Origin of the sequence: Pseudonocardia charpentierae, assembly GCF_031845345.1 — a bacterium.
GTDB classification, from domain to species: Bacteria; Actinomycetota; Actinomycetes; order Mycobacteriales; family Pseudonocardiaceae; genus Pseudonocardia; species Pseudonocardia charpentierae.
Window position 1 is genome coordinate 294,133 of record NZ_JAVREJ010000002.1, and the last position, 25,579, is coordinate 319,711.

Annotated in this window: 27 protein-coding genes; 6 read left to right on the forward strand and 21 right to left on the reverse strand. The window is 72.0% G+C overall.

The genetic code is table 11. From position 1 onward, the window contains the following. Positions 1-252: 252 nt before the first annotated feature. Positions 253-1,431 carry a M20 family metallopeptidase gene (locus RM445_RS04425; protein ID WP_311554916.1) on the forward strand — a complete coding sequence of 393 codons (1,179 nt, stop codon included), beginning with the start codon at positions 253-255 and terminating at the stop codon, positions 1,429-1,431. 790 nt (positions 1,432-2,221) lie between these two features. Here the strand turns inward: RM445_RS04425 and RM445_RS04430 are convergent. Next, the gene (locus RM445_RS04430) at positions 2,222-2,671 is read right to left on the reverse strand and encodes a gamma-glutamylcyclotransferase (protein WP_311554698.1); all 450 of its coding nucleotides are present in this window, start codon (positions 2,669-2,671) and stop codon (positions 2,222-2,224) included. A 145-nt stretch (positions 2,672-2,816) separates the two neighbouring features. Here RM445_RS04430 and RM445_RS04435 point away from each other — a divergent pair, with 145 nt between their 5' ends. Continuing rightward, positions 2,817-4,214, forward strand: a complete 1,398-nt coding sequence (locus RM445_RS04435; protein ID WP_311554699.1) for an NAD(P)H-quinone dehydrogenase — start codon at positions 2,817-2,819, stop codon at positions 4,212-4,214. On the opposite strand, the gene RM445_RS04440 is transcribed toward RM445_RS04435, so the two are convergent. The 16 genes from RM445_RS04440 to RM445_RS04510 form a co-directional block, all read right to left on the reverse strand. Further along, a complete protein-coding gene (locus RM445_RS04440; protein ID WP_311554700.1) occupies positions 4,145-4,984 on the reverse strand; it encodes an ESX secretion-associated protein EspG in 840 nt (279 codons plus the stop codon). The two genes, RM445_RS04435 and RM445_RS04440, sit on opposite strands and share 70 nt — an antisense overlap. Beyond that, a complete protein-coding gene (locus RM445_RS04445; protein ID WP_311554701.1) occupies positions 4,977-6,287 on the reverse strand; it encodes a WXG100 family type VII secretion target in 1,311 nt (436 codons plus the stop codon). The genes RM445_RS04440 and RM445_RS04445 overlap by 8 nt, the downstream gene beginning before the upstream one ends. Then, positions 6,284-6,616, reverse strand: a complete 333-nt coding sequence (locus tag RM445_RS04450) for a hypothetical protein (RefSeq protein WP_311554702.1) — start codon at positions 6,614-6,616, stop codon at positions 6,284-6,286. Before RM445_RS04450 ends, RM445_RS04445 begins: the two co-directional genes overlap by 4 nt. A gap of 89 nt (positions 6,617-6,705) precedes the next feature. Continuing rightward, positions 6,706-7,269, reverse strand: coding sequence for a DUF3558 domain-containing protein (locus RM445_RS32265; protein ID WP_397469223.1), 564 nt, complete (start codon positions 7,267-7,269; stop codon positions 6,706-6,708). A gap of 76 nt (positions 7,270-7,345) precedes the next feature. Continuing rightward, a complete protein-coding gene (locus tag RM445_RS04455; protein WP_311554703.1) occupies positions 7,346-7,807 on the reverse strand; it encodes a hypothetical protein in 462 nt (153 codons plus the stop codon). Positions 7,808-8,035: 228 nt separating this feature from the next. After that, positions 8,036-8,440: a GNAT family N-acetyltransferase gene (locus RM445_RS04460; protein ID WP_311554917.1), complete on the reverse strand. Its 405-nt coding sequence runs from the start codon at positions 8,438-8,440 to the stop codon at positions 8,036-8,038. A 142-nt stretch (positions 8,441-8,582) separates the two neighbouring features. Next, positions 8,583-10,355 (reverse strand): acetyl/propionyl/methylcrotonyl-CoA carboxylase subunit alpha, encoded by a 1,773-nt coding sequence (locus RM445_RS04465; protein WP_397469224.1) that lies wholly within the window; start codon positions 10,353-10,355, stop codon positions 8,583-8,585. A gap of 98 nt (positions 10,356-10,453) precedes the next feature. Further along, on the reverse strand, positions 10,454-10,906 hold the full coding sequence (locus RM445_RS04470) for a hypothetical protein (RefSeq protein ID WP_311554705.1): 453 nt from the start codon (positions 10,904-10,906) through the stop codon (positions 10,454-10,456). Between the two features lie 62 nt (positions 10,907-10,968). Next, positions 10,969-11,817: a DUF692 domain-containing protein gene (locus RM445_RS04475; protein ID WP_311554918.1), complete on the reverse strand. Its 849-nt coding sequence runs from the start codon at positions 11,815-11,817 to the stop codon at positions 10,969-10,971. A gap of 85 nt (positions 11,818-11,902) precedes the next feature. Then, entirely contained in the window at positions 11,903-12,808 is a 906-nt protein-coding gene (locus tag RM445_RS04480; protein WP_311554706.1) for a TIGR04222 domain-containing membrane protein, read from the reverse strand. Between the two features lie 31 nt (positions 12,809-12,839). Next, the gene (locus RM445_RS04485; RefSeq protein WP_311554707.1) at positions 12,840-13,292 is read right to left on the reverse strand and encodes a CPBP family intramembrane glutamic endopeptidase; all 453 of its coding nucleotides are present in this window, start codon (positions 13,290-13,292) and stop codon (positions 12,840-12,842) included. Continuing rightward, the gene (locus RM445_RS04490) at positions 13,187-13,738 is read right to left on the reverse strand and encodes a hypothetical protein (RefSeq protein ID WP_311554708.1); all 552 of its coding nucleotides are present in this window, start codon (positions 13,736-13,738) and stop codon (positions 13,187-13,189) included. Before RM445_RS04490 ends, RM445_RS04485 begins: the two co-directional genes overlap by 106 nt. 125 nt (positions 13,739-13,863) lie before the next feature. Then, positions 13,864-14,313 carry a SufE family protein gene (locus RM445_RS04495; protein ID WP_311554709.1) on the reverse strand — a complete coding sequence of 150 codons (450 nt, stop codon included), beginning with the start codon at positions 14,311-14,313 and terminating at the stop codon, positions 13,864-13,866. Beyond that, entirely contained in the window at positions 14,310-15,200 is an 891-nt protein-coding gene (locus RM445_RS04500; RefSeq protein WP_311554710.1) for a sulfurtransferase, read from the reverse strand. Before RM445_RS04500 ends, RM445_RS04495 begins: the two co-directional genes overlap by 4 nt. A 33-nt stretch (positions 15,201-15,233) precedes the next feature. Next, positions 15,234-15,851, reverse strand: a complete 618-nt coding sequence (locus RM445_RS04505) for a Maf family protein (protein WP_311554711.1) — start codon at positions 15,849-15,851, stop codon at positions 15,234-15,236. 52 nt (positions 15,852-15,903) lie between these two features. Next, the gene (locus tag RM445_RS04510; protein ID WP_311554712.1) at positions 15,904-17,634 is read right to left on the reverse strand and encodes an enoyl-CoA hydratase-related protein; all 1,731 of its coding nucleotides are present in this window, start codon (positions 17,632-17,634) and stop codon (positions 15,904-15,906) included. 420 nt (positions 17,635-18,054) lie between these two features. Between RM445_RS04510 and RM445_RS04515 the strand changes: the two genes are divergently transcribed. From RM445_RS04515 to RM445_RS04530, 4 genes are read left to right on the forward strand one after another with little or no spacing between them, the layout of a single operon-like run. Then, a complete protein-coding gene (locus tag RM445_RS04515) occupies positions 18,055-20,535 on the forward strand; it encodes a sensor histidine kinase (RefSeq protein WP_311554713.1) in 2,481 nt (826 codons plus the stop codon). Then, positions 20,532-20,933, forward strand: coding sequence for a roadblock/LC7 domain-containing protein (locus RM445_RS04520; RefSeq protein WP_311554714.1), 402 nt, complete (start codon positions 20,532-20,534; stop codon positions 20,931-20,933). Before RM445_RS04515 ends, RM445_RS04520 begins: the two co-directional genes overlap by 4 nt. Before the next feature lie 2 nt (positions 20,934-20,935). After that, the gene (locus tag RM445_RS04525) at positions 20,936-21,328 is read left to right on the forward strand and encodes a DUF742 domain-containing protein (RefSeq protein ID WP_311554715.1); all 393 of its coding nucleotides are present in this window, start codon (positions 20,936-20,938) and stop codon (positions 21,326-21,328) included. Beyond that, the gene (locus RM445_RS04530) at positions 21,318-21,887 is read left to right on the forward strand and encodes a GTP-binding protein (RefSeq protein ID WP_311554716.1); all 570 of its coding nucleotides are present in this window, start codon (positions 21,318-21,320) and stop codon (positions 21,885-21,887) included. The genes RM445_RS04525 and RM445_RS04530 overlap by 11 nt, the downstream gene beginning before the upstream one ends. A gap of 12 nt (positions 21,888-21,899) precedes the next feature. Here RM445_RS04530 and RM445_RS04535 read toward each other — a convergent pair whose 3' ends face one another. From RM445_RS04535 to RM445_RS04550, 4 genes are read right to left on the reverse strand one after another with little or no spacing between them, the layout of a single operon-like run. After that, entirely contained in the window at positions 21,900-22,502 is a 603-nt protein-coding gene (locus RM445_RS04535; protein WP_311554717.1) for a GTP-binding protein, read from the reverse strand. Further along, entirely contained in the window at positions 22,492-22,884 is a 393-nt protein-coding gene (locus RM445_RS04540; protein ID WP_311554718.1) for a DUF742 domain-containing protein, read from the reverse strand. Before RM445_RS04540 ends, RM445_RS04535 begins: the two co-directional genes overlap by 11 nt. Beyond that, positions 22,881-23,306 carry a roadblock/LC7 domain-containing protein gene (locus RM445_RS04545; protein WP_311554719.1) on the reverse strand — a complete coding sequence of 142 codons (426 nt, stop codon included), beginning with the start codon at positions 23,304-23,306 and terminating at the stop codon, positions 22,881-22,883. Before RM445_RS04545 ends, RM445_RS04540 begins: the two co-directional genes overlap by 4 nt. Continuing rightward, the gene (locus RM445_RS04550) at positions 23,303-25,354 is read right to left on the reverse strand and encodes an ATP-binding protein (RefSeq protein ID WP_311554720.1); all 2,052 of its coding nucleotides are present in this window, start codon (positions 25,352-25,354) and stop codon (positions 23,303-23,305) included. The genes RM445_RS04545 and RM445_RS04550 overlap by 4 nt, the downstream gene beginning before the upstream one ends. Positions 25,355-25,579: the final 225 nt, after the last annotated feature.

The window sequence follows — 25,579 nt, forward strand, 5'->3', positions numbered from 1 at the left end:
GACGAACGGCGGAAGATCCCGCTCGTCGTCGCGGGTCCGACCGTTCATCACGTGTCGTGTGCCCGTCCGCAGCAGATCGGCAACCCCTCGGCGAGCATTCCGGCTAGTAGGTCGTATCTGCTTGGAACACCGCCGTCCGGGTGAGGAGTATGAGCTGATGCACCACGAAGAGTCGAGGGGCGGTGGGGTCCGGTGACGGTCCTGGAGAAGGACACGGCCGTCGTGCCGGCCACCGGTCCCGCGGTCGTCGACATGGGCGCAGGCAGCGGTCCGGCATGGCTGGACTCGTGGCTGGCACTGCACCGGTCCGAGGTCGTCTCCTGGCGTCGTGCACTGCACGCCGCGCCGGAGCTGGGCCGCGCCGAGCACCGCACCACGGCCCTGATCGGCCACCTGCTGACGGCGGCCGGCCTCGAGCCGCGCACCCTGCCCGGCGGCACCGGTCTGGTGTGCGACGTGGGCCGCGGCAAGCGCTGCGTGGCCCTGCGTGCCGACCTCGACGCTCTCCCGCTGCACGAGTCGACGGGGCTGCCGTTCGCCTCCACCGTGCCGAACGTGATGCACGCGTGCGGTCACGACGCGCACACCGCGATGCTGCTCGGTGCCGGGCTCGCGCTGGCGAGTGCGCCGACGCTGCCGGGGCGGGTCCGGCTCGTCTTCCAGCCCGCCGAGGAGGTGCAGCCCGGCGGCGCGATCGACATGGTCGCCGACGGCGCCACCGACGGCGTCGACCGGATCTTCGCGCTGCACTGCGACCCGCGGCTCGAGGTCGGAAAGCTCGGCACCCGCGTCGGCCCGATCACCTCGGCTTGCGACGTGGTGGAGATCGCGCTGAGCTCGCCCGGGGGGCACACCGCCCGTCCGCACCTGACCGCGGACCTGGTGGAGGCGCTCGGTCTGGTCATCACGCAGCTCCCGCTCCTGCTGACCCGCCACGTCGACCCGCGGTCGGGCACCGTCCTGGTCTGGGGCGCGGTTCACGCGGGAGAGGCGGCGAACGCGATCCCGCAGCAGGGCGTGCTGCGCGGCACCCTGCGCACCGGCGACCACACCACGTGGGAGGCGTTGGAGGGCCTGGTCCGCACGCTGGTCGGGCAGATCCTCGCGCCCACCGGTGCGGAGTTCACGCTGTCCCACGTCCGCGGCGTGCCGCCGGTCGTGAACGACGCGGAGAGCGCCCGCATGCTGGGCCACGCCGCGGTCACCGTGCTGGGGCCGGACGCCTCGTGCACCACGGAGCAGTCGAGCGGCGGCGAGGACTTCGCCTGGTACCTGGAGCACGTGCCGGGTGCGATGGCCCGCATCGGCGTGTGGCCGGGCCACGGCCCGATGCGCGACCTGCACCAGCCGACGTTCGACCTCGACGAGCGCGCCCTCCCGTTCGGCGTCCGGGTGCTGACCCAGGCCGCGCTCACGGCCCTCACCCCCTGACGTCTGACGCCCTGCCCCCCACGAGCGCGAGTCTTGCGTTCGCGCACCTGAGTTTCGCGTTCGTGCACAGCCAGTTGTCCACATCGTCCGCCGTCCATCCACAGCTTCTGATCATGGGTGTGATCCGCGAACCCGGTCCGCCGCCGCGCTGATGACGACGAACGCGGATGGTGCTCGACGGACTGCGTGTGCTGGCGCTACCTCAGGTCGTCGCGGACCTCCTCTGCACAGCGAGGCCGGCCGATGCACTCGCCATCGGTGACGAGACGCTGCGGAAGGCTGCATCGCGTTGCGAAGAGTTCCGCGCGGCCGTCCTCTGCCGAATCCGGGCTCGCCCGATCCGCGCGGCAGCGTGCGCGGGCCGCACCTGTGGGAGCTCGCCTCACCTCGCGCCGAGTCGGCTCCTGAGAGTTGGACGCGGATGCTGCTCATCGAGAGCGGCTTTCCGCTGCCGGAGGTCGACTTCAGCTTGTTGTCACCGTCCGGCCGCGAGCTCTGCCGGCTCGATCTGGCCTGGCCTGGCCTCTCTTGCGGATCGCGGTCGAGTACGACGGGTATGCCAGCCACGCGGGGCGTGAGGCCGAGGACGAGGCTCGGGAGGATGACCTGCGTAAGCGCGGGTGGATCGTCGTCCGGGCCCGATCAGCGGACCTTGTCGACCCGACGCGATTCTCACAGAGCTTCGCGCGGCATTTGCGTGCTGCGGCTACACGTGGTGAGCGCGTGCAGCGATGATCGTGTGCAAGAACGCCAGACTCGGATGCAGCTGTGCGGAGTCGCGGAACAGCGATCAGGAGGACTTGCTGCTGGGACGACTGCGCAGTTCGGCCACGTAGTCGGCAGGCGCACCGGCCTGTTCGGCCGCGTCCGCGAGCACCCCCAGGTAGCGCGCCGACGGCAGACCGCCCTCGTACGCGTCGAGCACGTAGATCCAGGCCAGCACGTCGCCGTCGAGCATGTGGACCCGAAGCCGGAGCTTCTTGTGGAGCCCCAGCTCGCCGCCTTCCCAGCGGTCGAGCTGTGCCGCGTCGTGGTCCGGGACGTCGTAGAGCACCACGAAGACCTGCGACAAGGGGTCTTCGACGACCGTGGACAGCGCGCCCTCCCACGCGAAGTCCTCGCCGCCGAACGTCAGCCGCCAGCCCATGAGCCACCCCGTGCCCGCCATCGGCGAGTGCGGGGCACGCTCCTTCATCTGCGCCGGATCCATGTTCGACCCGTAGGCGGCGTACAGCGGCACGCCCACAGGGTAGTGCGGGCCCAACCTGGTCCACCGGCGCGGGCCACCGCGTGCGGGTGCCGCTGCCCACCTCGGCGCTCCCGCGCACGTCAGGCGGGCGTACCGTGATCGTGCAACCGCAAGAGCAGCAGGAGGATGTGCGCGCGTGACCCGAATTGTGATCATGGGCGGAGGTCCGGCGGGCTACGAAGCGGCTCTCGTCGCGGTCCAGCACGGCGCCGACGTCACCGTCGTCGAGCGCGACGGCATGGGCGGCGCGTGTGTCATCGACGACTGCGTGCCGTCGAAGACGTTCATCGCCTCAGCCGGCATCCGCGTCGAGCTGCGCCGCGCCGACGAACTCGGCGTCCAGGTCGACCGGCACGCATCGCCCGTCGACCTACCCGCGGTGAACAACCGCGTCAAGAGTCTGGCTCTCGCGCAGTCGGCCGACGTCCGCGCGCGCCTCGAGCGGGAGGGCATCCGCATCATCCTGGGGACGGCCCGGTTCACCGGCGAAACCGCAGCCTCGGCGCACGTCGTCGAAGCGGTGACGACCGAGGGCACCGAGGAACTGGCCGCGGACGTCGTGCTGATCGCGACCGGCGCGACCCCACGGGTGCTTGACGACGCGCGTCCCGACGGCGAGCGGATCCTCACCTGGCGCCAGCTCTACGACCTCCAGGAGCTACCCGAGCACCTGATCGTGATCGGGTCCGGCGTCACGGGCGCGGAGTTCTGCTCGGCCTACGTCGAGATGGGCAGCGAGGTCACGCTGATCTCCAGCCGGGACCGCGTGATGCCCGGCGAGGACGCCGACGCCTCGGCCGTGCTGCAGGACGTGTTCGTCGAACGCGGCGTGAACATGATCGCCCAGGCACGGGCCCAGTCGGTGAAGCGGACCGACGACGGCGTCGCCGTCACGCTCGCGGACGGTCGGGTCATCACGGGCTCGCACGCGCTCATGACGGTCGGCTCGGTCCCGAACACCGCCGACCTCGGGCTCGGCAAGGTGGGCATCGAGACGGATCGGGGCGGTTTCGTCCCCGTCGACCGGGTGTCGCGGACCAACATCTCCGGGATCTACGCCGCGGGCGACTGCACTGGCGTGCTGATGCTCGCGTCCGTTGCCGCGATGCAGGGGCGGATCGCGATGTGGCACGCACTCGGCGAGGGCGTGTCCCCGATCAAGCTGAAGACGGTCGCCGCTGCGGTCTTCACCCGGCCCGAGATCGCGACCGTCGGCATCAGCCAGCGTGCGATCGACTCCGGCGAGGTCCCTGCCCGCACGATCATGCTGCCGCTCGCGACGAACCCTCGCGCGAAGATGCAGGGCCTGCGGCGCGGCTTCGTGAAGCTGTTCTGCCGCCCGGCGACGGGTGTGATCATCGGTGGAGTGATCGTGGCGCCCGTGGCCAGCGAACTCATCCTGCCGATCGCCATGGCCGTGCAGAACGGCCTGAGCGTGGAGGACCTCGCGCACACGTTCTCGGTCTATCCGTCGCTGTCGGGCTCGATCACGGAGGCAGGCCGGCAACTGATGCGGCACGGCGACCTGGACTGAGTGGGACCGTCCTGCTCGAGCAGTTCGGCGAGGCGCTGCCGTAGTCGGCGGTCGTCGACCGGAGCGACGCTCGTCCACGAGGTGCCGTCGGCGCTCCTGGTGCGGGTCAACAGGTAGCGCCCGCGGGGCGTATCCAGCACCTCCACGAGCCCGCCCGAACGGTGCAGGACGCCCCAGCGGTCCGGGACGAGCACGGCGATCTGCGCGCGCCCCTCGATGCCGTGCAACATGCGCGCCAACAGCCCTGCCCGTTCTCGGTCGACACCGCGGTCGACGAGGTCCGCGCGGAGCCCGGCGCCGGACGGTCGGCGCAGCGCCGCCTCCAGTTCGGAGCCGGGCACCGTGGCGGCCTGACCAGACCCGGCCGGCCGGCCGGCCAGGAGACCGACTACGGCACCGGGGATCGAGGCGCACGCGTCCACCACGACCGCGTCCTCGTGCCGCCGCGCGAGCACTACGTCGTCGTCGGCGTCGGCCATGGCGGCCCGGACCGTGAGCGCGCCCCACGCCCGCACCTCCACCCTCAACGAGGGCGCGGCGAGCAGGCGGAGGGAACGGTCGAGGCCGAGCTCCGGCCCGGCGACGTCCGCCAAGCCGCGCTCGCGCAGCGCGGTCCACACCTCGGCCTCGACGCGGCGCCGCTCCGTGTGCGTACGCCCCGGTGACGGGAGCTGGAGCACCACGGGTGGTGCGCCGAGCCCCAGAGCGCGCCACACGACGTCGAACTCCGCCAATGAGAGAACGCGGCGGCCGACCACGAGCTCAGCCACGGAACCCCGCCATGTCGCCGCTGATCACGGGTGGGGGGAACCAGCGGTCGTCGGCGAACGCGTCCGAGTCGTCGATGAGATAGGAGGCTCGGCGGTGTTCCTGCTCGACGGCCCGGACGGCTCCGGCTCCGCCCATCGGGAGGATGCCGTGGTTCGCCGCCGGTGAGGCTCGTCCGGTGGTGACGCGCTCGGTGCCCTCTGGAGGAGTACCGGCGGTCCGAGGTGGCACCTCACCACTCGTTCCCGGGACGGTGGTGCGAGGCAGTCGACCCGACGGTTCGCTGCCGGGTTGCGGCGGCCCGGGCACGATCGCTCGCACGCCGCCGCCGCCGGCCGGGGCTCCGCTCGGCAAGCGGCGTTCCGGCCCGAAGCCCGGGAACCGGTCCTGTGTTCGCGACGAGCCGGCCGGACCTCCGCCGATAGGGACGGTGCCGGGCAGCGGCGTCACCGCGGGATCGCCGCGGGTTCCGGATACCGATCCGGGCATCCCCGCAGGTCCGGCCGCACCTGTCGTCGATCCGTCGCCTGCCGGCGAGCCCCGGCCGGTAGAACGCGAATCGGCCGAGGACGGTGCTGCGCCCGCCGCTGCGACGTTGGGGATCACAGCGCCGGCTGCCTCGGGGACCGACGACGTGTCGTCGCCGCGGCCACCCGCGCCAGAACCGCCGGGCGGTGAACCTGCTGGGGCAGCAGCCGAGCCCGCGCGCGTCCCCACCGCCGCCGCTGACAGGGAGGAGCCGGCGCTTCTCGCGGAGACCCCCGGAACGGCTTGCACGACCACCGTGGGCGGCTGTGTCCAGTAGTTCATCATCCGCTGGTTGTCGGACGACTGGCTCGAGTACCGGTTCATCATGTCGACCGCCACCGCGTGGTCGTTCGCCATCCGTTCCTCGAGCGCGCCGAGGTCGCTCATCGCGGACATGAGCCCGACGCCCGGCACCTGCTGATTCACGAGCCGGTTCCATTCCTCGGTGCGAGGAGGCGGGACCGCGCTCCGCAGGTGGCCGGCCTGCTCGGCCTGGGCGGCGATGCCGTTCTTGGTGAGCGTCGCGTCGCCGGCGGCGTCGAGGGCCCAGTTGCTCATCACGGTCATCCCGCCGTGCACGGCCTCGGCGGCTCGACCCTGCCAGCCGGCGCCGATCTGCTTGACGGCGCGGGTGAGCTGGGCGTCGACGGCGCGGATCGTGCTCTCGACGGTGTTCCACGCGGCCTCGGCGTCGGAGGAGGCGAGGCGCCCGGGCCCCTGCTGGACCCGGGAGTAGATCTCCTCGTGGGAGAGCCCCTCCCAGCGGACGCCGCTCATGTCCGGCGCCGCAGGTCGGCGGATAGGTCATGATCGGTAGTGAGGTACTCGTCCTCCATGCGTTCGAGGGAGTCGTGGATCCGGGTCAACTCGTCGCGGTACGCCAGGAGCGATTGATAGGAAGAGTCCGGTTCCTCCATGGCGCGACGTGCATAGTGAGCAGCGACTGTGCTGCTGACCTCGTCGCCAAGCCAAGGAGCGCTCAGATATCCGTTGCGTTTGAGGGCAGTGAGTGCAGTGCTTACCTGGTCAATAGCATCCCGAAAGTGCTCCCGCAAGAAGGGGGCCATATGGGGTTCCAGGCAGAGGATTTCCTGCTGGCGCTCCACGGGCTCCTCCCTCGATCCGACTACGCAGCAGGGTATGCCGTGCGAGGACCTCGGGAGGCCGCTGTTGGTGAAGTGTTTGCGACTGCGAACTATCGCGCCAGGAGTGACTGCATCATCACTTCTGCCGCACGTTGAGCAGTGTTGCAGAGTTCTTCCTGTGGGATCGGAGGCTCTCCGCCGCCGTCGCTGAACTGAACGTCTAGAAGCTGTCCAGGTGCCACGTCGACCTCAACGCTGCAGTAGTCGGTGGTTCGCTTCGGTATCGCGACCACCGCGGGAAAGCCGATGACACTAGTCGTTCCCACCACGGCTGCAAGATCGTCCTGCCGCCATCGCTCTATGCCGACTGTCGTGACTGCCCCTACTCCAAGGGCGACGGGTCGGTTCGCCAAGCCGGTGATTGTGCACGTAGGAACGCTTCCACCGAACAGCGGAGTAGGCGGATTCGTGTAGCGGGGGGTGCCATCTAGCCCGAACTCAGTACGTTCCGCTGGAGTCATGAGCGAGCACGGGTCCACCCCGTCCAACCGCACCTCCCGCGGACGCTGTGGCGCTGGGGCGGCGCTACTCGGTCCGGCTGGCGCTCCCGGCTCCGGCGCCGTCGCACATCCGGCCACCGCAACGGCGGCTACGAGGAGCAGCACGGTGCGCACCGAGCGACGCTAACGCACTCGCACAGCCCGGAACGCCGGAACGGCCGATGCGACCACGCACCGGCCGTTCCGGTCGTCAACTGGTCTGCGCCAGAGACCGGCACCCGCTCAACGGGCAGAGCACGCGCGGGAACCTCTCCCGCAGCGCGGCCTCCGTGCTCGTCCGGACGAAGGGCCACTGCCCGGCGAACCGGTGCAGGTACCAGAAGACGAACAGGTGCTCGGGCCCCACTGGATCGGTGACCAGCGTCGGTTCTCCCGGGAGCTTCTCGAGCCACCGAAGGTAGGCGTCGGTCGCCAGAGCAGGTGGGCGGGATGCCCGGCGGGTGGTGAGCCAGTCCTCCGCCCGCGCCCGCCAGTGCTGCAGCGACACGGGGTGGACGGTGGCGCCGGGCAGTTCGCGCACGTTCATCGTGAACGTACCGATCAGGCCTCCGTCGCCGTGCGCGGCGGAGGAGAGGGTGAGCAGGGAATGAGGGCCGGGGATCGGCCCGTCGGTGTGGATGTGGAGGGTCACGAAGACGGTCTCGGTCGGCATGACGGATCCTGGTCGCCGAAGGTGCGGTGGGCGTGTCCGCGGCGTGGCTGTTGCCGACGCGTCGGACGGATCCGCGGCGCGGTCATCCGCGTGGCGGAGGGACCTGGCCCCCGTGGACGTGAACACACGGGTGGCGTCGCCGCTGTCCGCGATGCACTTGTCCAGCACGGTGCGGACGGCGGTGAAAGAGCCCGGCCCATCGACCGTAGAACGCCGCGGCGACGGTCGTCAACCGTCTGTGGCGAGCCGACCACAGATCATCACGTCGGTCCGACGGCCCTCGACGACCCACGCCGACCGCTCGCGGCCCTCGACGACGAACCCGCACCGGGCAGCCAGCCGTCCGGATGCGTGGTTGCCCACCGCCCACTGGTACCCGACCCGGTACAGCCCGAGGCCACCGAACGCGAAGCGGACGACGGCGCCGACAGCCGCGCTGCTCATCCCGCGACCGCGGGCCTCGGGCAGCGCCCAGCAGGTGAGGTTCGCGGTGCCCATCGGCAGGTCGAGGTTCACCAGCTCGACCTCGCCGAGCATCCGCCCGCTGGTCGGTTCACACACCCCCCACGAGCAGCGTTCGTCGCGCTTCCAGCCGGCCGTCCGCCGAGCGATGTAGGCCGTGGCGGCGTCCAGAGTCGGGTCCGGACGGTGCCGTCACCGGAGGATCTCGGGGTCGCGTGCCGACTCGACGATCGCGGTTCGGTCGTCGAGCCGTGCGTCGGCCCGTGGCGCGCGGAGGTACCACGGGCCGGCGTTGATCTCGACGGGGTCCAGATCAGTCCTTGATCTCGCAGAGCACGGTGCCCTGACCGACCGAGCTGCCCGGCTCCGCAGCCAGGCTCGTGACGGTGCCGTCCTTGTGGGCGGTGACGGGGTTCTCCATCTTCATCGCCTCGAGCACGACGATCAGGTCGCCCGCCGACACCGTGTCGCCGTCGCTCACCGCGACCTTGATGACCGTGCCCTGCATCGGCGCCGTGACCGCATCCCCTGAGGTCTTGGGGGTGCCCTTCCCGTGACGTTTGCGAGGCGCCCCGCGCGACGGGGCGGCGGCCTGGCCGCCACCTCCGCCGAGTGCGAGGTCGCCCGGCAGCGACACCTCGAGCCGCCGGCCCCCGACCTCGACGACCACCGACTGCCGAGGTGCGGCCTCTTCGGCGTCCGCCGCACCGCCGAACGGCGCGACCGTGTTGTCCCACTCGGTCTCGATCCACCGGGTGTGGACGGTGAAGTCGTGCGCGAAAGCCGGATCGTCGACGACCAGCCGGTGGAACGGCAGCACCGTCGCCATCCCCTCGACCTGGAACTCGGCCAGCGCACGTCGCGACCGCTCCAGAGCCTGCCGGCGGTCCGAGCCCGTGACGATCAGCTTGGCCAGCAGCGAGTCGAACTGCCCGCCGATCACCGACCCGCTCTCCACACCGGCGTCGACACGGACGCCCGGACCGGCCGGGAAGGTGATCGCCGAGACCGTGCCCGGCGCAGGCAGGAACCCTCGGCCGGCGTCCTCACCGTTGATCCGGAACTCGATCGAGTGCCCGCGTGGCTCCGGGTCGTCGAGCAGGTTCAGGACCTCACCCTCGGCGATGCGGAACTGCTCGCGCACGAGGTCCAGCCCCGAGGTCTCCTCCGAGACCGGGTGCTCGACCTGCAGCCGGGTGTTGACCTCGAGGAACGAGATCAGCCCGTCCTGCCCGACGAGGAACTCGACGGTGCCGGCCCCGTGGTAGCCGGCCTCGCGGCAGATCGCCTTGGCGGACTCGTGGATCGTCGCGCGCTGCTCGTCGGACAGGAACGGCGCGGGCGCCTCCTCGACGAGCTTCTGGAAGCGGCGCTGCAGCGAGCAGTCGCGGGTGCCGACGACGATCACGTTGCCGTGCGTGTCCGCCAGCACCTGCGCCTCGACGTGGCGCGGCTTGTCCAGATAGCGCTCCACGAAGCACTCGCCGCGGCCGAACGCGGCCGTCGCCTCGCGGACCGCCGACTCGTACAGCTCGGCGATCTCCCGACGCTCGCGGGCGACCTTCATTCCCCGGCCGCCGCCGAACGCCGCCTTGATCGCGATCGGCAGGCCGTGCTCGTCGGCGAACTCCTCGACCTCGGTGGCACCCGAGACGGGGTTCGGCGTGCCCGGCACCAGCGGGGCGCCGGCGCGCATGGCGATGTGCCGCGCGGTGACCTTGTCGCCGAGGTCCCGGATGGCCTGCGGGGTGGGGCCGATCCAGATCAGCCCGGCGTCGATGACCGCCTGTGCGAAGTCGGCGTTCTCGCTGAGGAACCCGTAGCCCGGGTGGATCCCGTCGGCGCCGGCGCGCCCGGCGGTGTCGACCACCTTGCCGATGTCGAGGTACGACTCCGCCGCCGTGGTGCCGCCGAGCGCGAACGCCTCGTCCGCGAGCCGGACGAAAGGTGCGTCGCGGTCGGGGTCGGCGTAGATCGCGACGCTGGCGAGGCCGGCGTCCCGGCAGGCGCGCACGACCCGGACAGCGATCTCCCCGCGGTTCGCGACGAGGACCTTGGTCAATCGCGGCACGGACGGCCTCCTCATGGGCTCGGCCGGCTCCCGTGCTCCGGCGCGTAGGGCTATCGGGAGTCTAGGAGGCCACACCGACGGTTCGTGCGTCCGGGAATGTGGGATGGGCAACGTCAACGACGTGCGAGGTGGTGTACCCGGCCGCCGATCTGGACGACTGCGCCATCCGGGCGCCGGCGGATCGCGGGCAGGCGTCGCGGTCGGCCGTCGCGATGTCGGAGGGACACCTCGCGCTCGGCAAGCTCGACGGCAGCGGCGTCGCCCAGTTCTCCGCGCCGGCTCAGCTCCCGTGCCAGGTCCCAGCCGTCGCGCAGGGCGCCCAGAGGCGTGCGGCCGGCGACAGAGGCGGCGAAGGCGTCGGGCCAGGCCCTACCGAGCGACGCGGCCAGCAGCGGCCACACCGCCGCCGCTTCCCCCGCCCTCTTGCGCAGGAGCGCGCGGCGGACCACGGCGAGCTGGCCGGGATCGAAGCCGGACGGCACGGGACCGCTCGCGACGAGGGCGGCGACCAGCTCGGCCTGGCGAACGGCGAGGTCGGCAGCGGCGCCGGTCGAGGTGGCGTGCACAGACGCAAGACTCGTGTACTCAGGCGCAAGACTCGCGGGGGTGGAGGACCGGGGCTCGGCGGTCACGGGGCGATGGCCCGGGGGAGGGCGGTGGCTCGGGGGAGGGTGGCCGCCGACGCGATCGCGTCCAGCTCGTCGTGCAGCGCCGCGGCGGGCGGGTAGTGGCCGTCGCGTTCGAGCATCACCGCGGGTGCGACGTCGAGCCGTTCGCACAGGCGTTCCAACAGCGTGAGGACGGCCGGCGGGACGGGATCGGTGTGCGTGTCGTGGTAGACGCCCGGGTCGGCGGGGTGCTCGGCACCGCCCGCGACGTGCACGTACGCCACCCGCTCCAGCGGGATCGCATCGAACAGCGCCTCGGGGTCCGTGCCGCGGTTGAGCGCGTTCGCGTACACGTTGGCGACGTCGAGCAACAGCATCGCGCCGGTGCGCTCTAGCAGAGCGGTGAGGAACTCGCCCTCGGTGTACTCGTCGTCCGGCCAGTCGAACAACGCCGCGATCGGCTCCAGCGCGAGCGGGACGTCCAGCTCGGCCTGCACGCTGCGCACGTGGTTGGTCAGGACGTCCAGCGCCGCCCGGCTGCGGGGCAGCGGCAGCAGGTGCCCGGCCTCCCGGCCACCGGCGCGCACGAAGGCGACGTGCTCGCTCACCAGCGGCGCGTCGAGCGCCGCGGCGCAGGCGGCGAGCCGGGTGACCCGCACGGGGTCGAGCGGCTCCGCACCCCCCAGGGAGAGCCGCACCCCGTGCGGGACCACCGCCACTCCGCGCTCCCGTAGCTCCGCCACCCCTCGAGGCAGAGCTACGGGAGCGCGGCCCCCACCCCCCAGCGACTCCGCGATGACCTCGCAGAACCGCAGTCCAGGAAGGCCGGCGACGGTGCCGGCGATCGCCGGCCGCCAGCCGATCCCCATGCCGCCACCGTGCAGCGGACCCCCCTGCGTCCCGCCGCGCGGCGACCCCTCGTTTCCGGCGCCGCGCGGTGGGCGTTCGTCGGTGTCAACCACCGCAGCCACCGCCGCAGCCGCCTCCACCACCACCGCAACTGCTGCCCGAGCTCGTACCGCCGCCGCTCGAGTCGCCGCTGGAGGTGGACCCGAACGACCCGGACGCCCGCTGGGCGGCCAGCTCGGCGGCGAACGCCGGATCCGCAGTCCACAGGGCGCCGACACCGAAGACCCCCACGGCGAGCGCAGCACCCGCCGGGCCGTAGTGCGCCCAGTCGGGCCGCATCGACGGCGACAGCGAGTGGTACTCGGTCGCCAGCCGGCTCAACGCCGCGTCGCCCGCCCGCGTCCGACACGGAGCCCTGCACACGAACAGCACCCCGAGCGCCGCGACCAGCACGACCAGGACGGTCAGAAATCCCACCGGACGGTTGTTCGCGAAGCCGGCCATGATCCGGACGACGCCGAACACGGCCACGACGAGGACCCATCCGCCCGCCAGGCGGATCCGCTGCCGGCGCTCCGCGGCGAGGAGCAGCCCGGCGGCGATCAGCCGCTGCTCGACGCGGTGCAGCGCGGATGCGACTCCGCCGACCGTCGCAAGGGCGTGCCGCGACACCGGCCCCGTCCCCGCGGCGTGGTGGATCGCCCGTTCCAGCTCGTCCGACCGCGACTCCGGCCGCTGTCCCGCGACGACGACTCCCCGTCCCGCCGTGCTGATCGTCCCGGCCCGGTACATCGCGCTCAGTGCCGCAGTGACCGCGAGCTGGGCGCCGCCGTTGAGGTACGCCACGTCGTAGGGGAGCTCCTCCATCCGGCTCGCCGGCCGCTCGGCGGACACGTCGGCGAGCGCCCGCCGGGCGCGGAGGACGGCCACGCCGACCGCGACCGCCAGCACGAGGTAGGCCAGCAGGAAGGTCGGACCGCTGATGCCCCAGGTGTCGCCTGTCGGGATCATCGAGCACCTCCTCGGTCGTCCGGCCCGGACGTCAGCCAGTCTGGCCAGGGGCGGGTGGCCGGGGAACGTTCTTCACCGAGTCTTGAGGTTGGTCCGCCCGGCTGCTCGTGCGGGTCAACCGGGCCGGGCCGGTCGCCAGCACGACGGCGACCGCGGCTGCGCAGTGCAGCACGATGGCGATCACGACAGGACCGACGTCGCCGGTCGCGGCGGGCAGGATCGGCAGGAAGACGGTCGACGTGTTCAGCGACGCGTGGAGGAGCGTCACCATCAGCAGGCTCCCCGCCGTGCTGTTGAACACCCAGGTGAAGAGCACGGCCTTGGCAATGGTGTCGACGAGGTACAGCCAGAAGGAGTAATCCTGTGCGCTCCCGGCCGTCAGGAACTTGGGGATGTGCCAGAAGGCCCAGACGACGCCGATGACGATGCTGGCGCCCAGCGCGCCGTGGCGGGCTGCAGCCGCGGTAGCGCGTATCCCCGCCACCCGATCTCCTCGGCGTTCGTGAACGCGCCGAACAGGAGGAACAGCGGCGCGGCCGCCCAGAGGTTCGTTCCGGGAGGCATGATCTGGACGGCGAACGGGTGGGCGAAGTCCGGCACGGCGCCGCCGAGGACGATGTACAGGGCGATCGCCGTGAGGTCGACGACCGCAAAGCCCAGCAGGACCACGACGTACCACCGCAGCCCGACCCGCCAGATGAGGAACCTGCGCAGCAGGGTGCGGATGCCGCCCCGACCGTCGACGATGCCCGTGGCGATGAGAGCGGCCACCACGAACCCGTAGCCGACGAGAAGCTGCAGGACCGGTGGGATGTGCAGGGCGGTCCAGCCGTGCGAGTCGGCCGCCGCCCACAGGTCGATCGGCCAGGTGCACGCGAACATCAGGATGAAGCCGCCGAGGACGGGATGCCGTCGCAGCCAAGTGGTCATCGAAACCTCCCGCCCCTCGGTCGTCGAGGACGGGAGCCAGGGTGGCGCGGCGAGGCCGGCCGGCACATCAGGGCGGGCCCGGCCCGGGCGGCAGGGATGACCCTGGCCGCCGGGCAGGGTACCCGTCAGGCGGCGGTGGCGGTGCGGACCTTGTTCTTGATCCGCGCGAGCATCGCCGCCATGCCCCGCAGGCGCAGCGGGCTGACGGCCTGCGCGAGCCCGAGCGCGACGTAGAAGTCGTCCGGCACCGCCAGGACGTCCGCCGCGGGCTCGCCGTCCAACCCCGTGCGCAGGATCGAAGCGAACCCACGGGTGGTGGGCGCCTCGGGCGGAGCCGAGAAGAACAGGTGCACGCGCCGGTCGGCCTCGGGCTCGACCTCCACCGCCAGGAACAGCGGCGACTGGCACTCCGGCACCTGCTCCATCGAATCCGCGGCGTCGGCGTAGCGCTCGGGCAGCGCAGGCAGCTCCTGCGACAGCTCCAGCAGCAGCTGCAGCCGATCCCGCGGCCCCACCTCGGCGAACTCGTCGACGAGCTCGGCGAGCTGTGGTGGCAGAGACACAGAAGAGGTCACGCCGATCCCCGCTCCGTGCCCTGGACGATCGGCACGCGCACGGCGTTGCCCCACTCCGTCCAGCTGCCGTCATAGTTGCGCACCCGGCCGAACCCGAGCAGGTGCGTGAGCACGAACCACGTGTGGCTGGAGCGCTCGCCGATGCGGCAGTAGGCGACCACGTCGTCCGACGGCGCGAGCCCCTGCTCCTGCTGGTAGATCGCCTCCAGCTCCGGCCGCGTCTTGAAGGTGGCGTCGTCGGCGGCCGCACGGGCCCACGGGACGTTCGCCGCGCCGGGGATGTGCCCTCCGCGGACCGCGCCCTCCTGCGGGTAGTCCGGCATGTGCAGCAGCTCGCCCGAGTACTCGCCGGGCGAGCGCACGTCGACCAGCGGCCCGCCGAGATGCGCGAGGACGTCGTCCTTGAAGGCCCGGATCGTCGCGTCGTCGCGGTCGACCACGGGGTAGTCGGCCTGCTCGGGCTTGGGCGCCTCGGTCGTCATCTCCCGGCCCTCGGCCACCCACTTGGCCCGCCCGCCGTCCAGGATCCGCACGTCCGGATGCCCGAACAGGCTGAAGACCCACAGCGCGTAGGTGGCCCACCAGTTGTTGCGGTCGCCGTAGAAGACGATCGTGCTGTCGCGGGTGATCCCGCGCTCGCCGCAGAGCTGCGCGAAGCCGGCGCCGTCGACGTAGTCGCGGGTGACGGGGTCGTTCAGCTCGGTGTGCCAGTCGACCTTCACCGCGCCCGGGATGTGCCCGACGTCGTAGAGCAGGACGTCTTCGTCCGACTCGACGACGACGAGCCCCGGGTCGCCGAGGTGCTCGGCCAGCCAGGTGGTGGTGACGAGCCGCTCGGGGTGCGCGTAGGCGGCGAGCTTGGGGTCGGGATCGTTCGGGAGCGCCATGGTGTCGAGGTTAATCCTCCGGACCGACAGGGTTCAGGCCCACAGATCGGTGACCCGGACCCCCACGCCCGAAAGCAGCCGCCGGGTCAGCGGCAGGCTGATCCCGATCACGTTCGACGGGTCGCCGTCGATGCCCTCGACGAACCAGCCCCCGAGCCCGTCGAGGGTGAAGGAGCCCGCCACCGCCAACGGTTCCCCCGTCGCCAGGTAGGCCTCCAGCTCGTCGGGGTCCGGCCGGCCGAACCGGACGGTGGTGACGGCGTGGCCCTCGGCGACGCGGTCGATCTCACCGTCGACGAGGCGGAGCACGGCGTGGCCGGTGACCAGCTCGCCGGTCCGGCCCGCCATCTCCTGCCACCGCGCGCGGGCGGTGGTGGTGTCGCCGGGCTTGCCCACCAGCGCCCCGTCGATGTGCAGCATCGAGTCGCAACCGACGACGAGGGCGTCGGGCAACCGGGCCGCCACCCGCCTCGCCACCGCGGTGGCCTTCGCACCGGCCAGGGCGACGACCGCGTCGGCCGGCGAGGCTCCGGGCAGGCCGCCGAGCAGGGCGTCTTCGTCGACGTCCGAGACCTCGACCTCGGGCTCGAGCCCGGCAGCACGCAGGACCGACAGCCGGGCGGGGGAGGCGGACGCGAGCACGAACTGCACGACGGCAGACGCTACGGGCAGCGCCGCGATGCCCCGCCCCGACCCCGGACGGTCACCCCACGCGCGCCACCATCGGCACCGAGAGGCGCTCGTGCGCCGCGGTGCGCGGAGCCTGCGCACGGCCGGGGCGCTGCTTGGTGATGAACGCGTGGCGCGCGGCGGCGAAGCCGTTGCGGTCGTCGAAGATGTCGTGGCTCATCTCGGCCAGCTCCCGCACCAGATAGGTCTCCAGCGGTCGGCGCCGCTCGTCGCCTGCGCGGATGGCGGCCTTGGTGGCCAGCCAGCGCGCGTGTTCGGGATGCGCGGCGAGCGCACGGGCGTGCTCGACGACGGCGGTGTCGAAGTGCGCCCGGTCACCGGGCAGCGCCGCGTCCGCGAGCCCGATCTCCACGGCCTCCGCACTGCTCATGGGCAGGCAGTCTTCGGTGATCCGCCGTGCGCGCGGCGGCCCGACCCTGCGGGGGAGCACGTAGGTCCAGTACTCCGACCCGAACAGCCCCATGGTCCGGTAGTGCGGGTTGAGCACGACGCCCTCGCGCACCAGCACCTGGTCGGCGCCGAGCGCCAGCATCACCCCGCCGGCGCCCGCGTTGCCGCCCACCGCGGCCACCACGAGCTGGCGTGTGCAGGTGATGATCTCCCGGCAGACGTCGTCGATCGCGTTGATGTTCCGCCAGGCCTCGGCCGTGGGGTTCGCGCTCGCCTCGATGACGCCCAGGTGGATCCCGTTGCAGAAGGTCGCGCCGCCCTGCAGCAGGAGGACACGCGTGTCCTGGGCCGCGGCCGAGCGCAGCGCGGAGGCGAGCCGGTGGCACTGGCCCGTCGATGCCGCCCCGTTGTAGAAGTCGAAGGTGACCACGCCGACGTCGCCCGTCCGCCGGTAGGAGATCTCCCGCGGCTCCGTCGCGTCGGCCACGGGATCAAGGGCCTCGGGAACGTCCGCGATGCGGTCGCCCAGCAGGGTCGCGGCCGGCAGCTTCACGCGGGGGCCCGGCGTGCCGGGAACCGGTCGGGCCTGCCCGATCCAGACCGCGCCGTCGCCGGTCCGCACGAGCACCGCTCCGTGGCGGCGCAGCACGATCGAGCCCGGTCGCGCCGCCTCGTGGCCGTCGAGCGCGGAGGTGCCCGCGAGTGCGTCGAAGACCGACACCGCCATCCCGGCGAGCTCGGTACGGACGCCCGGAGCGCCGTCGGCGGCCCGGATGCGGCGCAGGATGTGCGCCGTCGGGTCGGTCCAGGAGAAGTGGCGGTCCGCCTGGGTCATGCCGGGGCGCTGCCGGCCGGGCACGCGTCTCACGTCGACCGGATCCGGCATGAACCCGGGCCGCGAAGCCTTCTCGACGACCTCGCGGACCAGGTCCACGGCGGCGTCGGTGACCGGTCCGGCGTAAAGGGCGCTCTTGCGTGGCGGCTCCGCAGGGAGCACGAAGGTGCGGCTCGCCCACACCGGACCGGCGTCCATGTCGGCGACCGCCGACAGCGCCGTGACACCCCACTGCGGCGCGGCCTCGGTGATGGCCCAGTCGAGCGACGACGGTCCGCGGTCGCCGACGGGACCGGGATGCACGATCACGGTCGGACGGGACTGCCACACGTCGTCAGGGACGCGTTCACGCAGGAAGGGGCAGATGATCAGTTCCGGATCGAGGGCGTCGACGGCGGCGCGCACCGTGTCGTCGTCCACCGCCTGCCGCCACGTGACCTCATGTCCTCGGCGGCGGAGCTCCACCCACACCCGCTGGGTGAGCCCGTTGAAGGAGGAGCAGAGCAAGAGGATCTTCACGTACGCCTCCGATGCAGGAAGACCACGCGGGCCGCAGCGCAAAACTGTAACGCGGCGCATGCGACTGGTCACGCATTGTCCAGATGGTGACATTGCTACTCCATTCGGAGCAGCAGGTATCAATTTTTGTGATCAGTTGCTGAAGGAAACGCCCGAACGGTGAGCGGACGCCTCTCGTCGCCGAAAAGACATGCTCGACTACGGAACGTGGTGGGGGAGTCGGTACCACCGGGAGGAAGCGTGGCGGAGGGTCGCGTCTCGAGCACGAAAAGTCCGATGAGCGGCTACCGGTGGGCGGCGAACGGAGTGCGCCGGTTGCGACGGTTGCGAAGAGTCGCCGACCGCTCGCAGAGCGGATGTACATTCGCCGCCGTCCACTCGCGGCTGCCGCCGCTCCTGCTGCTGAACGGAGCAGTTTTCATGCAGGACGTTGTGTCGATCAGTCCGACGGTCGGGCGGAGCGGTGGCCGTCCGGTACTGCCCCGGCTCCTGGCCTACCTGCCGCGCGGCAACACGCTCGACGATCGCGCCTGGCACCGGCGCCACCTGTTGCTCGAGCGCGTGCTGCTGCTGCACGTCCCGCTACTGGTCGCCCTCGGGCTGGCACTCGGCCATTCCGCCGTGCAGGCGACGGAGGCCGTGATCGCCCCACTGGTCTGCCTGGTTCTCGGCCACCTCGTCACCCACCGCCGATGGGCCTCGTTCTTCATCACCGGCGGCCTGGTGTTCTGCTCCGTCGGACTCGTCCTGCTCACCAGCGGCAGCATCGAGGCGCATTTCCACTTCTTCATCATCATCGGCTTCATCGCGCTCTACCAGGACTGGGTGCCGTTCCTGTGGAACGTCGCCTTCACCACGATCAGCCACGGGGCCGGCACGATCTGGCTGGGCGGGCAGATCTTCAACCACCCCGCGGCCCAGGCCCACCCGTGGTTGTGGTCGATCGTGCACGGCGTCGCCGTGCTGTTCGCCTGCGTCGGAATGGTGATCTTCTGGCGGATCACCGAGGACGAGCAGGTCGAGAAGGAGGCGCTGGGCCGGCAGCTGATCACTGCGGACGCGGAGATCGGGCGCCGGCAGTTCACCTCCGAGATGCTCGTGAACCTGGCCCGCCGCAACCAGAGCATGCTCTACCGCCAGCTCGACATCATCAACGAACTCGAGAACAGGGAGCAGGACCCGGACGCGCTCGCGGACCTGTTCAAGCTCGACCACCTCGCCACCCGCGTGCGGCGCAACGCCGAGAGCCTGCTGGTGCTCGCGGGCCAGCAGACGCCGCGGACCTGGTCGGAGCCGGTCGCATTGCGTGACGTCATCCGGGCGGCGATCGCCGAGACCGAGGACCTCGACCGTGTGGTGTTCGCCGTCGACGACCGCATCGCGGTCTCCGGCACCGCCATCGCGGACCTGACGCACCTGCTCGCCGAACTCACGGAGAACGCCGTCCGGTTCTCCCCGCCCGAGACCGCGGTGACGATCCGGGTGCGGCCCAACCGGCGCGACGAGGGCGGGCATCTGCTCACCGTCGAGGACTGGGGGGTCGGGATGCCGCCCGACGACCTGGCCGAGGCGAACCAGCTGCTGGCCCACCCGGGCGACATCGACCTCGCCGTCGCACAACGCCTGGGGTTCCACGTCGTCGCACGCCTCGCGACCCGGCACAAGATCGCGGTGTCACTGACCGCGACCCCCGGGTCCGGCATCACGGCGGTCGTCGTCCTGCCCGCGGCGCTGTTCACCCAGACCGTTCCGCCGGGGCCGGTCGCGCCGCTGCCGGGCGGGGCCGCGTTCGACGCCGTGCGGCCGAACACCGCCGCGTCCCACGACGGCTTCGCCCGCCCGCAGGTCGAGGCGGGCCCGGCCGACATGTCGGGGAGGTCGGCGACGGCGGACGGTCCATGGATGCCGCCGTTCCGGACGGCCTCCGAGCACGACGACGGCCCGGCGGGGCCCGACGGTCGGTGGCGTGGCTGGTGGAACCCCGAGACGCACGCGGGCACCGACGCCTCGTCGGGGTTCGGATCGACCGGCCGGCAGGTCCGGAGCAACGGATCCGGGGCCAACGGGCACGCCACCAACGGGCACGGTGTGAACGGCCACGGCGCCCACGGATCGAACGGGACCAACGGTCACGGAGCGAACGGCCACGGATCCAACGGCCACGGATCCAACGGCCACGGGTCCAACGGCCATGACGCCAACGGGCACGGGACGAACGGTCACGGCACGAACGGCCACAAGACGAACGCGCACGCCACCAACGGCGGACCGGGTGCCGAGTGGCGCGACGTCGAGACCCGCGACGCCGACGAGGCCGACCGCCCGGCCGTGCCCCCGGTCCCCGGCAACGCCGACGGGGCCGAGCGGCGCACCGGTCCGGGTGCCGCGGCGACGGAGCAGACCCGGGCGTTCCCGGCGACACCGCCGGAGGGCACGCCGCCCGTGACCGGCATCCCCCTCGCGCGCCGGGAGCCGGCCGAGATCCGGCACGAGGCCGCGGGAGGGATCGAGGTCCCGCGGCCGGCCGTCGCCCGGATGTCCGGCTCCCTGGACGCTGCCCCCGGGTCACCTGCCGGCCGGCGGCTCCCCGGCCGGCCGTCACCCGGGCCGGGCCCCATCGCCGCGCTGCCCCAGCCCCGCAACGACGAGATCGCCCCTCCGACCGCCTCCCGCCCCGGGACCGCCGGATCGCGCGGGCTGCGGCGTCGGGTCCCCCAGTCGCACCTGGCGCCCGAACTGCGCCACCCGGTGACCGGCCCCGCCGAGACCGCCGCCGCGCCCCTGTCCGCGGATGCCGCGGCCAGCGCGCTGTCCCGGTACCAGGCCAGCCGGCTCGCGGCGCAGGCGGTCGTCAGCGACCCGGACGTCCACCATCAGGGTTTCGAAGGAGAACGAGAATGACGGTGCGCTCCGGCCAGCTGGACTGGCTGCTGGTCGAGTTCGTCCGCGACACCCCCGGTGTCGCCAACGCGATCGTGGTGTCCGGCGACGGGCTGCGCCTCGCGACCTCCCCCGGCGTCACGGTCGCCCTCGGCGACCAGCTCGCCGCGGCCGCCTCGGGTCTGGTCAGCCTGGCGCGCGGCACGGCGCACCTGCTCGGTGCCGGTGCCGTGAGCCAGACGATCCTCGAGATGGCCGGTGGCTACCTCTTCGTCTCCTCCGTCAACAGCGTGGCGACGCTCGCGGTGTACGCCGAGCGCCGGTGCGACATCGGGTTGGTCGGCTACGAGATGACGATGCTCGCGTCCCGCGTCGGTCACGCCCTGAGCCCGGCGCCACGCACGAACGTCGGAAGTTGAGGATGGCGGGCGACACGGCGTCCGCCGCCGGCTGGGTGGAGCCCCGCGGCGGGCGGGTCGTTCCTGTGTACGCGGTGACCGGGGGCCGGACCCGGGCGAACGACGGCCCCGACATGCCGGTCGAGGCACTGGTGACGGCGACCGAGGCGGGAAGCTTCGCGACGGACCTGCAGCTCGAGTACCGCGCGACGGTCGAGCTCGCCGCCAGCCCGGTCTCGATCGTGGAGATCGGCGCCTCCCTCGGCGTTCCCGTCGGGGTCGCCCGCGTGCTGGTCAGCGACCTGGTGAACGCCAAGTACCTCGTCGTGCACCTGCCGCCGGTGCCCACCACCGCAGGCGGCGGTCCTGCCCCCGAAATTCTCGAGAGGCTCCTGGAGGGTCTTCGTGCACGCTGACTCCACCGACCTCATCCCGCTCAAGGTGTTGATCGCCGGCGGGTTCGGGGTCGGGAAGACGACACTCGTCCGTTCCCTGTCGGAGATCCCGCCGCTGCTGACCGAGCAGGAGATGACCACCGCCTCGGTCGGCGTCGACGATCCGGGACTCGTCCCGGACAAGACCACCACCACCGTCGCGATGGACTTCGGTCGCATCACCGTCGACGGGTCGCTGATCCTCTACCTGTTCGGCACGCCCGGCCAGGCGCGGTTCTGGTTCATGTGGGACGAGCTGGCGCGCGGGTCGGTCGGTGCGGTGGTCCTGGTGGACCTGCGCCGCGTCGACGACTGCTTCCCGGCGATCGACTACTTCGAGAACCGCCGGTTGCCGTTCGTCGTCGCGGTCAACCGCTTCCCGGGATCCGACGAGTACGACTCGGAGGCCGTCTGCGAGGCGCTGGCCCTGCCGGACGACTGTCCTGTGGTGTGGATGGACGCGCGGGACATCGGTTCGAGCCAGGAGACGTTGATCCGGCTCGTCGAGCACGCCCTGTCGCGCACGGCGGTCACGACCTGAGGGCCGCCCCGGTCAGGACAGGGGTGTGGCGAACGTCCCGGTCGACGCGCGCGAGTCGCCTCCTGACCGCGCCAGCGCGTGCTCGACCAGCGCGATGAGCGCGGTCGTGCAGGATGTCGAGCTGCGCGCGTCCACCCGGACGATCGGTGTGTCGGCACGGAGGGCGAGGGCGTCGCGCACCTCGTCGTCCGGGAAGGCGTCGGCGCCCGGGAACCTGTTCACGGCGACGACGAACGGGAGTGCACGGCTCTCGAAGTAGTCGATCGCCGGGAAGCAGTCGTCCACACGCCGCAGGTCGACGAGGACCACCGCGCCGACCGCGCCCCGAGCCAGCTCGTCCCACATGAACCAGAAGCGGTCCTGCCCCGGGGTCCCGAACAGGTACAGGACCAGGTCGTCCATCGAGATCCGGCCGAAGTCCATGGCCACCGTGGTGGTGGTCTTGCCCGGTACCGCACTCACGTCGTCGAGGCCCACCGACGCGGTGGTCAGCGCCTCCTCGGTGACGAGCGGCGGGATCTCGGACAACGCCTGCACCATCGTCGTCTTGCCCACGCCGAACCCGCCGGCGATCACGATCTTGAGTGGGATGTAGGTCTTCCGGTCAGCGCGCACGTAGACCCTCCAGCAGGCGTTCCAGTACGGCGGCCCGGGGGCGCCCGTCGTCCCCCGTCGGTTCGGGCTCGTGGACGGCCACGTAGCCGGCCCCGGCGAGATCGCTGACCAGCACCCGGGCGACCCCGACGGGGATCTGCAGGGCGGCGCCGATCTCGACCAGCGACACCGGTCGCCCGGCCATCTCGAGGATGGACCGGTACTCCGCCTGCATACCGGGCCACGGAGTCCACTGGGTGGCGCTGACGAGCGACTCCATGGGCAGCTCTGCGGAGGCACTCCGCGTACGGCCTCCGGTGACGGCGTAGACCGGGACGACGCGCCCCGGCTCTGACGATGCCACCTCTCCAGCCACCTCGCCGGCCGTCTCGTCCGGGGTCATCGCGTGGTGCTCCCCGTTCCCACCCGGACACCGGGATCGAGCGCCCGCCCGACCCGCTCGGCGAGCATGGTCATCTCGTAGCCGACGACGCCGAGGTCGCAGTGGCGACTCGCATGCACCGCCACGGTGGCGCTGCGGCTGACCGAGGTCACGAACAGATAGCCCTCGGTCATCTCCAGGATGGTCTGCGTGAGGGTGCCGGACGCCAGCAGGTGCGTCGTGGCGCGCGCCAGGCTGACCAGCCCCGAGGCCGCTGCGGCGAGCTGGTCGGCGAGCGCGTCGCTCACGCCGGCCGACACCGCGAGCGGCAGTCCGTCCACCGACACCACGACGGCGGCCAGCACCCCGGGGGTGCCCCGGGCGAAGTCGACGAGCAGCCAGTCCAGCCGGCTCCCGGCGCCCGCGTTCGACGGCGCGCTCATCGGGCGCTCCGCTCGTCTGCCGCCTCGTTCGCCACCTGCCCGTCGACGGCGGACCGGGCGGCCGCGCGGCTCGCCTGGTAGCGGGAGAGTGCCTCGGCGGCCACCGGCAGGGGAGCGGGATCGACGGGCTCGGCGCCCGGAGGGACGATGCGCAGGCCCGGGGCGAGGTGGGCCTGCGGCACCCGCCTGCGCAGGGACGGGCGTGCCGCTGCCGGCGCGTCGTCCTCCGGGGCGCCGCCGTCGGCGGGTTCCGCCGACTCGGCCGGCGTCGGGATCGTCGCCGTCGCGCCGTCGGCACCCGCCGGGCCCGGACGGTGGGGATCGGTTCCTGCCCACCACCCCGTCCACGAGTGTGCCCCCCGCTCCGGCGGCTTCCCTGCGGCGAGGCCTTCGGTCTCCGCGGGCAACGGCATCCGGGGGCCGGGGATGAGCGAGCGGACATCCGCACCGTCGTCGACGGGCGCGCGCTCGAAAGCCGCAGTGTCCGACTCTGCGCGCTCGGAGCCGTCACGCCCGGATGCAGCCGGCCTGATGCCGGCGCGGTCGAACGCCGCTCTGTCGAAGGCGGCCCGCTCGAACGCGGCCCGGTCGACGTCGGGCCGCTCCGGGCCGGTCCGCTCCGGGCCGGTCCGCTCGGCGGTGGTGTGCTCCGCCCAGGTCCCGGTGCGGGCCGCCGGGAGCTCGGGGACGGGCTGGTCGGGCCGACGACGGGGCACCGGCCGGCCCGGTCGGGCGGCCGCAGTGGCTCCGGCGGGAACCAGCGCGCCGACCGGCTCGGGTCCCAGCTCGAACATCGAGCCGGGCAGGGCGATCGACGCGGTGATCCCGGAGCCGGGCGTGGGCGAGAGCACCACGCGGATCCCGTGGCGCTTGGCGAGCCGGGCGACGACGTGGAAGCCCAGCCGCTTGGAGACCGCCAGGTCCACCTCGGGCGGGTCGGCCAGCAGGGCGTTCGCCGCTGCCAGGTCGGCCTCGTCGATGCCGACGCCCCAGTCCTCGACGGTGAGCAGTTGCCCCCGCCCGCCTCGCGGGTCGCGGCGGCCGCGGATCGTGACGGCCATGTCCGGCGGGGAGAACCGCACGGCGTTCTCGGTCAGCTCGGCCAGCAGGTGGGTGAGGTCGGTGACCGACGCGCCGTCGACGAGCGGCCCCTCCGGGATCTCGAACGCGACGCGGTCCAGGTCTTCGGTCTCGGCGATCGCCGCTCGGACGACGTCGCGCAGCTCGACCGGCTGGCTCCACACGCGCGGCGGCTTCTCACCCGAGAGCACCAGGAGGTTCTCGGCGTTGCGCCGCACCCGCGTGGTGAGGTGGTCGAGGCGGAACAGCTCGGCCAGTGCGTCGGGATTCCGCTCCGACTCCTCCAGCTGGTTGATGATCTCCAGCTGGCGGTAGAGCATGCTCTGGTTGCGGCGGGCCAGGTTCACGAGCATGTCGGAGGTGAACTTCCGACGGCCGATCTCGGCGTCGGCCAGCTTGCGCGTCAGGTCGTCCTTCTGGTTCTGCTCGTCTTCGGTCACCCGCCAGAACAGCATCACGCCGACGCAGGCGAGCAGCACCGCGACACCGTGGATGAGCGACCAGAGCCACGGATGCGCCTGGGCGGCGGGGTGGTTGAACATCAGCGTGCGCAGCCACATCGAGCCGACGCCGTGGGTGACCACGGTGAACAGGACGTTCAGCAGGAACGGCACCCAGTCCTGGTAGAGCGCGATGAAGCCGATGATGATGAAGAAGTGGAAATGGGACTCGATGCTCCCGTTGGTGATGCCCACGAGGGCGGTCGAGCACCACACGAGTCCGGCGGAGACGGCGGCCGAGCCGAGCCGCCGGTGGTGGCTGAGCAGTCGGCCCGCGACCGCGCAGATCACCGGGATGGTCAGCGCGATCGTCAACGGCAGCAGCGGGTTGTGGAGCGCGAGCCCGATCGCTGCCAGTACGGGTACGTGAACGAGCAGCACCCATTGGAGGAGCCGGTGACGGCGTTGCCAGTCGGCTTCGTTGAGGGTGTTGCCGCGCGGAAGAATGTTGATCAGTGACTTCCACATCGTGTCGCACCATTCCCTCCACGGTGCCACCGTGAAGACCATTGCGCGGTCTTCGTGCGCAACGGCGGACAGCAGTGTCGCCGGGAGCATGACTGTTTCGGGGAGCCGGGGGTGCGGGAAGGGTAACCGTTTGCCCAGGACAGAGGTCGGGGCCCCACCATTTGTACTCTTGGCACCGGTGCGGTGACTGACTGTCGCCGAAATCGCTCCGCTATCAATTCAGAA

Coding starts and splice junctions, on each gene's coding strand:
- RM445_RS04425 (WP_311554916.1), top strand. CDS start 253: ATGGGCGCAGGCAGCGGTCCGGCATGGCTGGACTCGTGGCTGGCACTG.
- RM445_RS04445 (WP_311554701.1), bottom strand. CDS start 6,287: ATGAGCGGCGTCCGCTGGGAGGGGCTCTCCCACGAGGAGATCTACTCC.
- RM445_RS04455 (WP_311554703.1), bottom strand. CDS start 7,807: ATGCCGACCGAGACCGTCTTCGTGACCCTCCACATCCACACCGACGGG.
- RM445_RS04465 (WP_397469224.1), bottom strand. CDS start 10,355: ATGAGGAGGCCGTCCGTGCCGCGATTGACCAAGGTCCTCGTCGCGAAC.
- RM445_RS04475 (WP_311554918.1), bottom strand. CDS start 11,817: ATGGGGATCGGCTGGCGGCCGGCGATCGCCGGCACCGTCGCCGGCCTT.
- RM445_RS04480 (WP_311554706.1), bottom strand. CDS start 12,808: ATGATCCCGACAGGCGACACCTGGGGCATCAGCGGTCCGACCTTCCTG.
- RM445_RS04490 (WP_311554708.1), bottom strand. CDS start 13,738: ATGACCACTTGGCTGCGACGGCATCCCGTCCTCGGCGGCTTCATCCTG.
- RM445_RS04500 (WP_311554710.1), bottom strand. CDS start 15,200: ATGGCGCTCCCGAACGATCCCGACCCCAAGCTCGCCGCCTACGCGCAC.
- RM445_RS04515 (WP_311554713.1), top strand. CDS start 18,055: ATGCAGGACGTTGTGTCGATCAGTCCGACGGTCGGGCGGAGCGGTGGC.
- RM445_RS04520 (WP_311554714.1), top strand. CDS start 20,532: ATGACGGTGCGCTCCGGCCAGCTGGACTGGCTGCTGGTCGAGTTCGTC.
- RM445_RS04525 (WP_311554715.1), top strand. CDS start 20,936: ATGGCGGGCGACACGGCGTCCGCCGCCGGCTGGGTGGAGCCCCGCGGC.
- RM445_RS04540 (WP_311554718.1), bottom strand. CDS start 22,884: ATGACCCCGGACGAGACGGCCGGCGAGGTGGCTGGAGAGGTGGCATCG.
- RM445_RS04545 (WP_311554719.1), bottom strand. CDS start 23,306: ATGAGCGCGCCGTCGAACGCGGGCGCCGGGAGCCGGCTGGACTGGCTG.
- RM445_RS04550 (WP_311554720.1), bottom strand. CDS start 25,354: ATGTGGAAGTCACTGATCAACATTCTTCCGCGCGGCAACACCCTCAAC.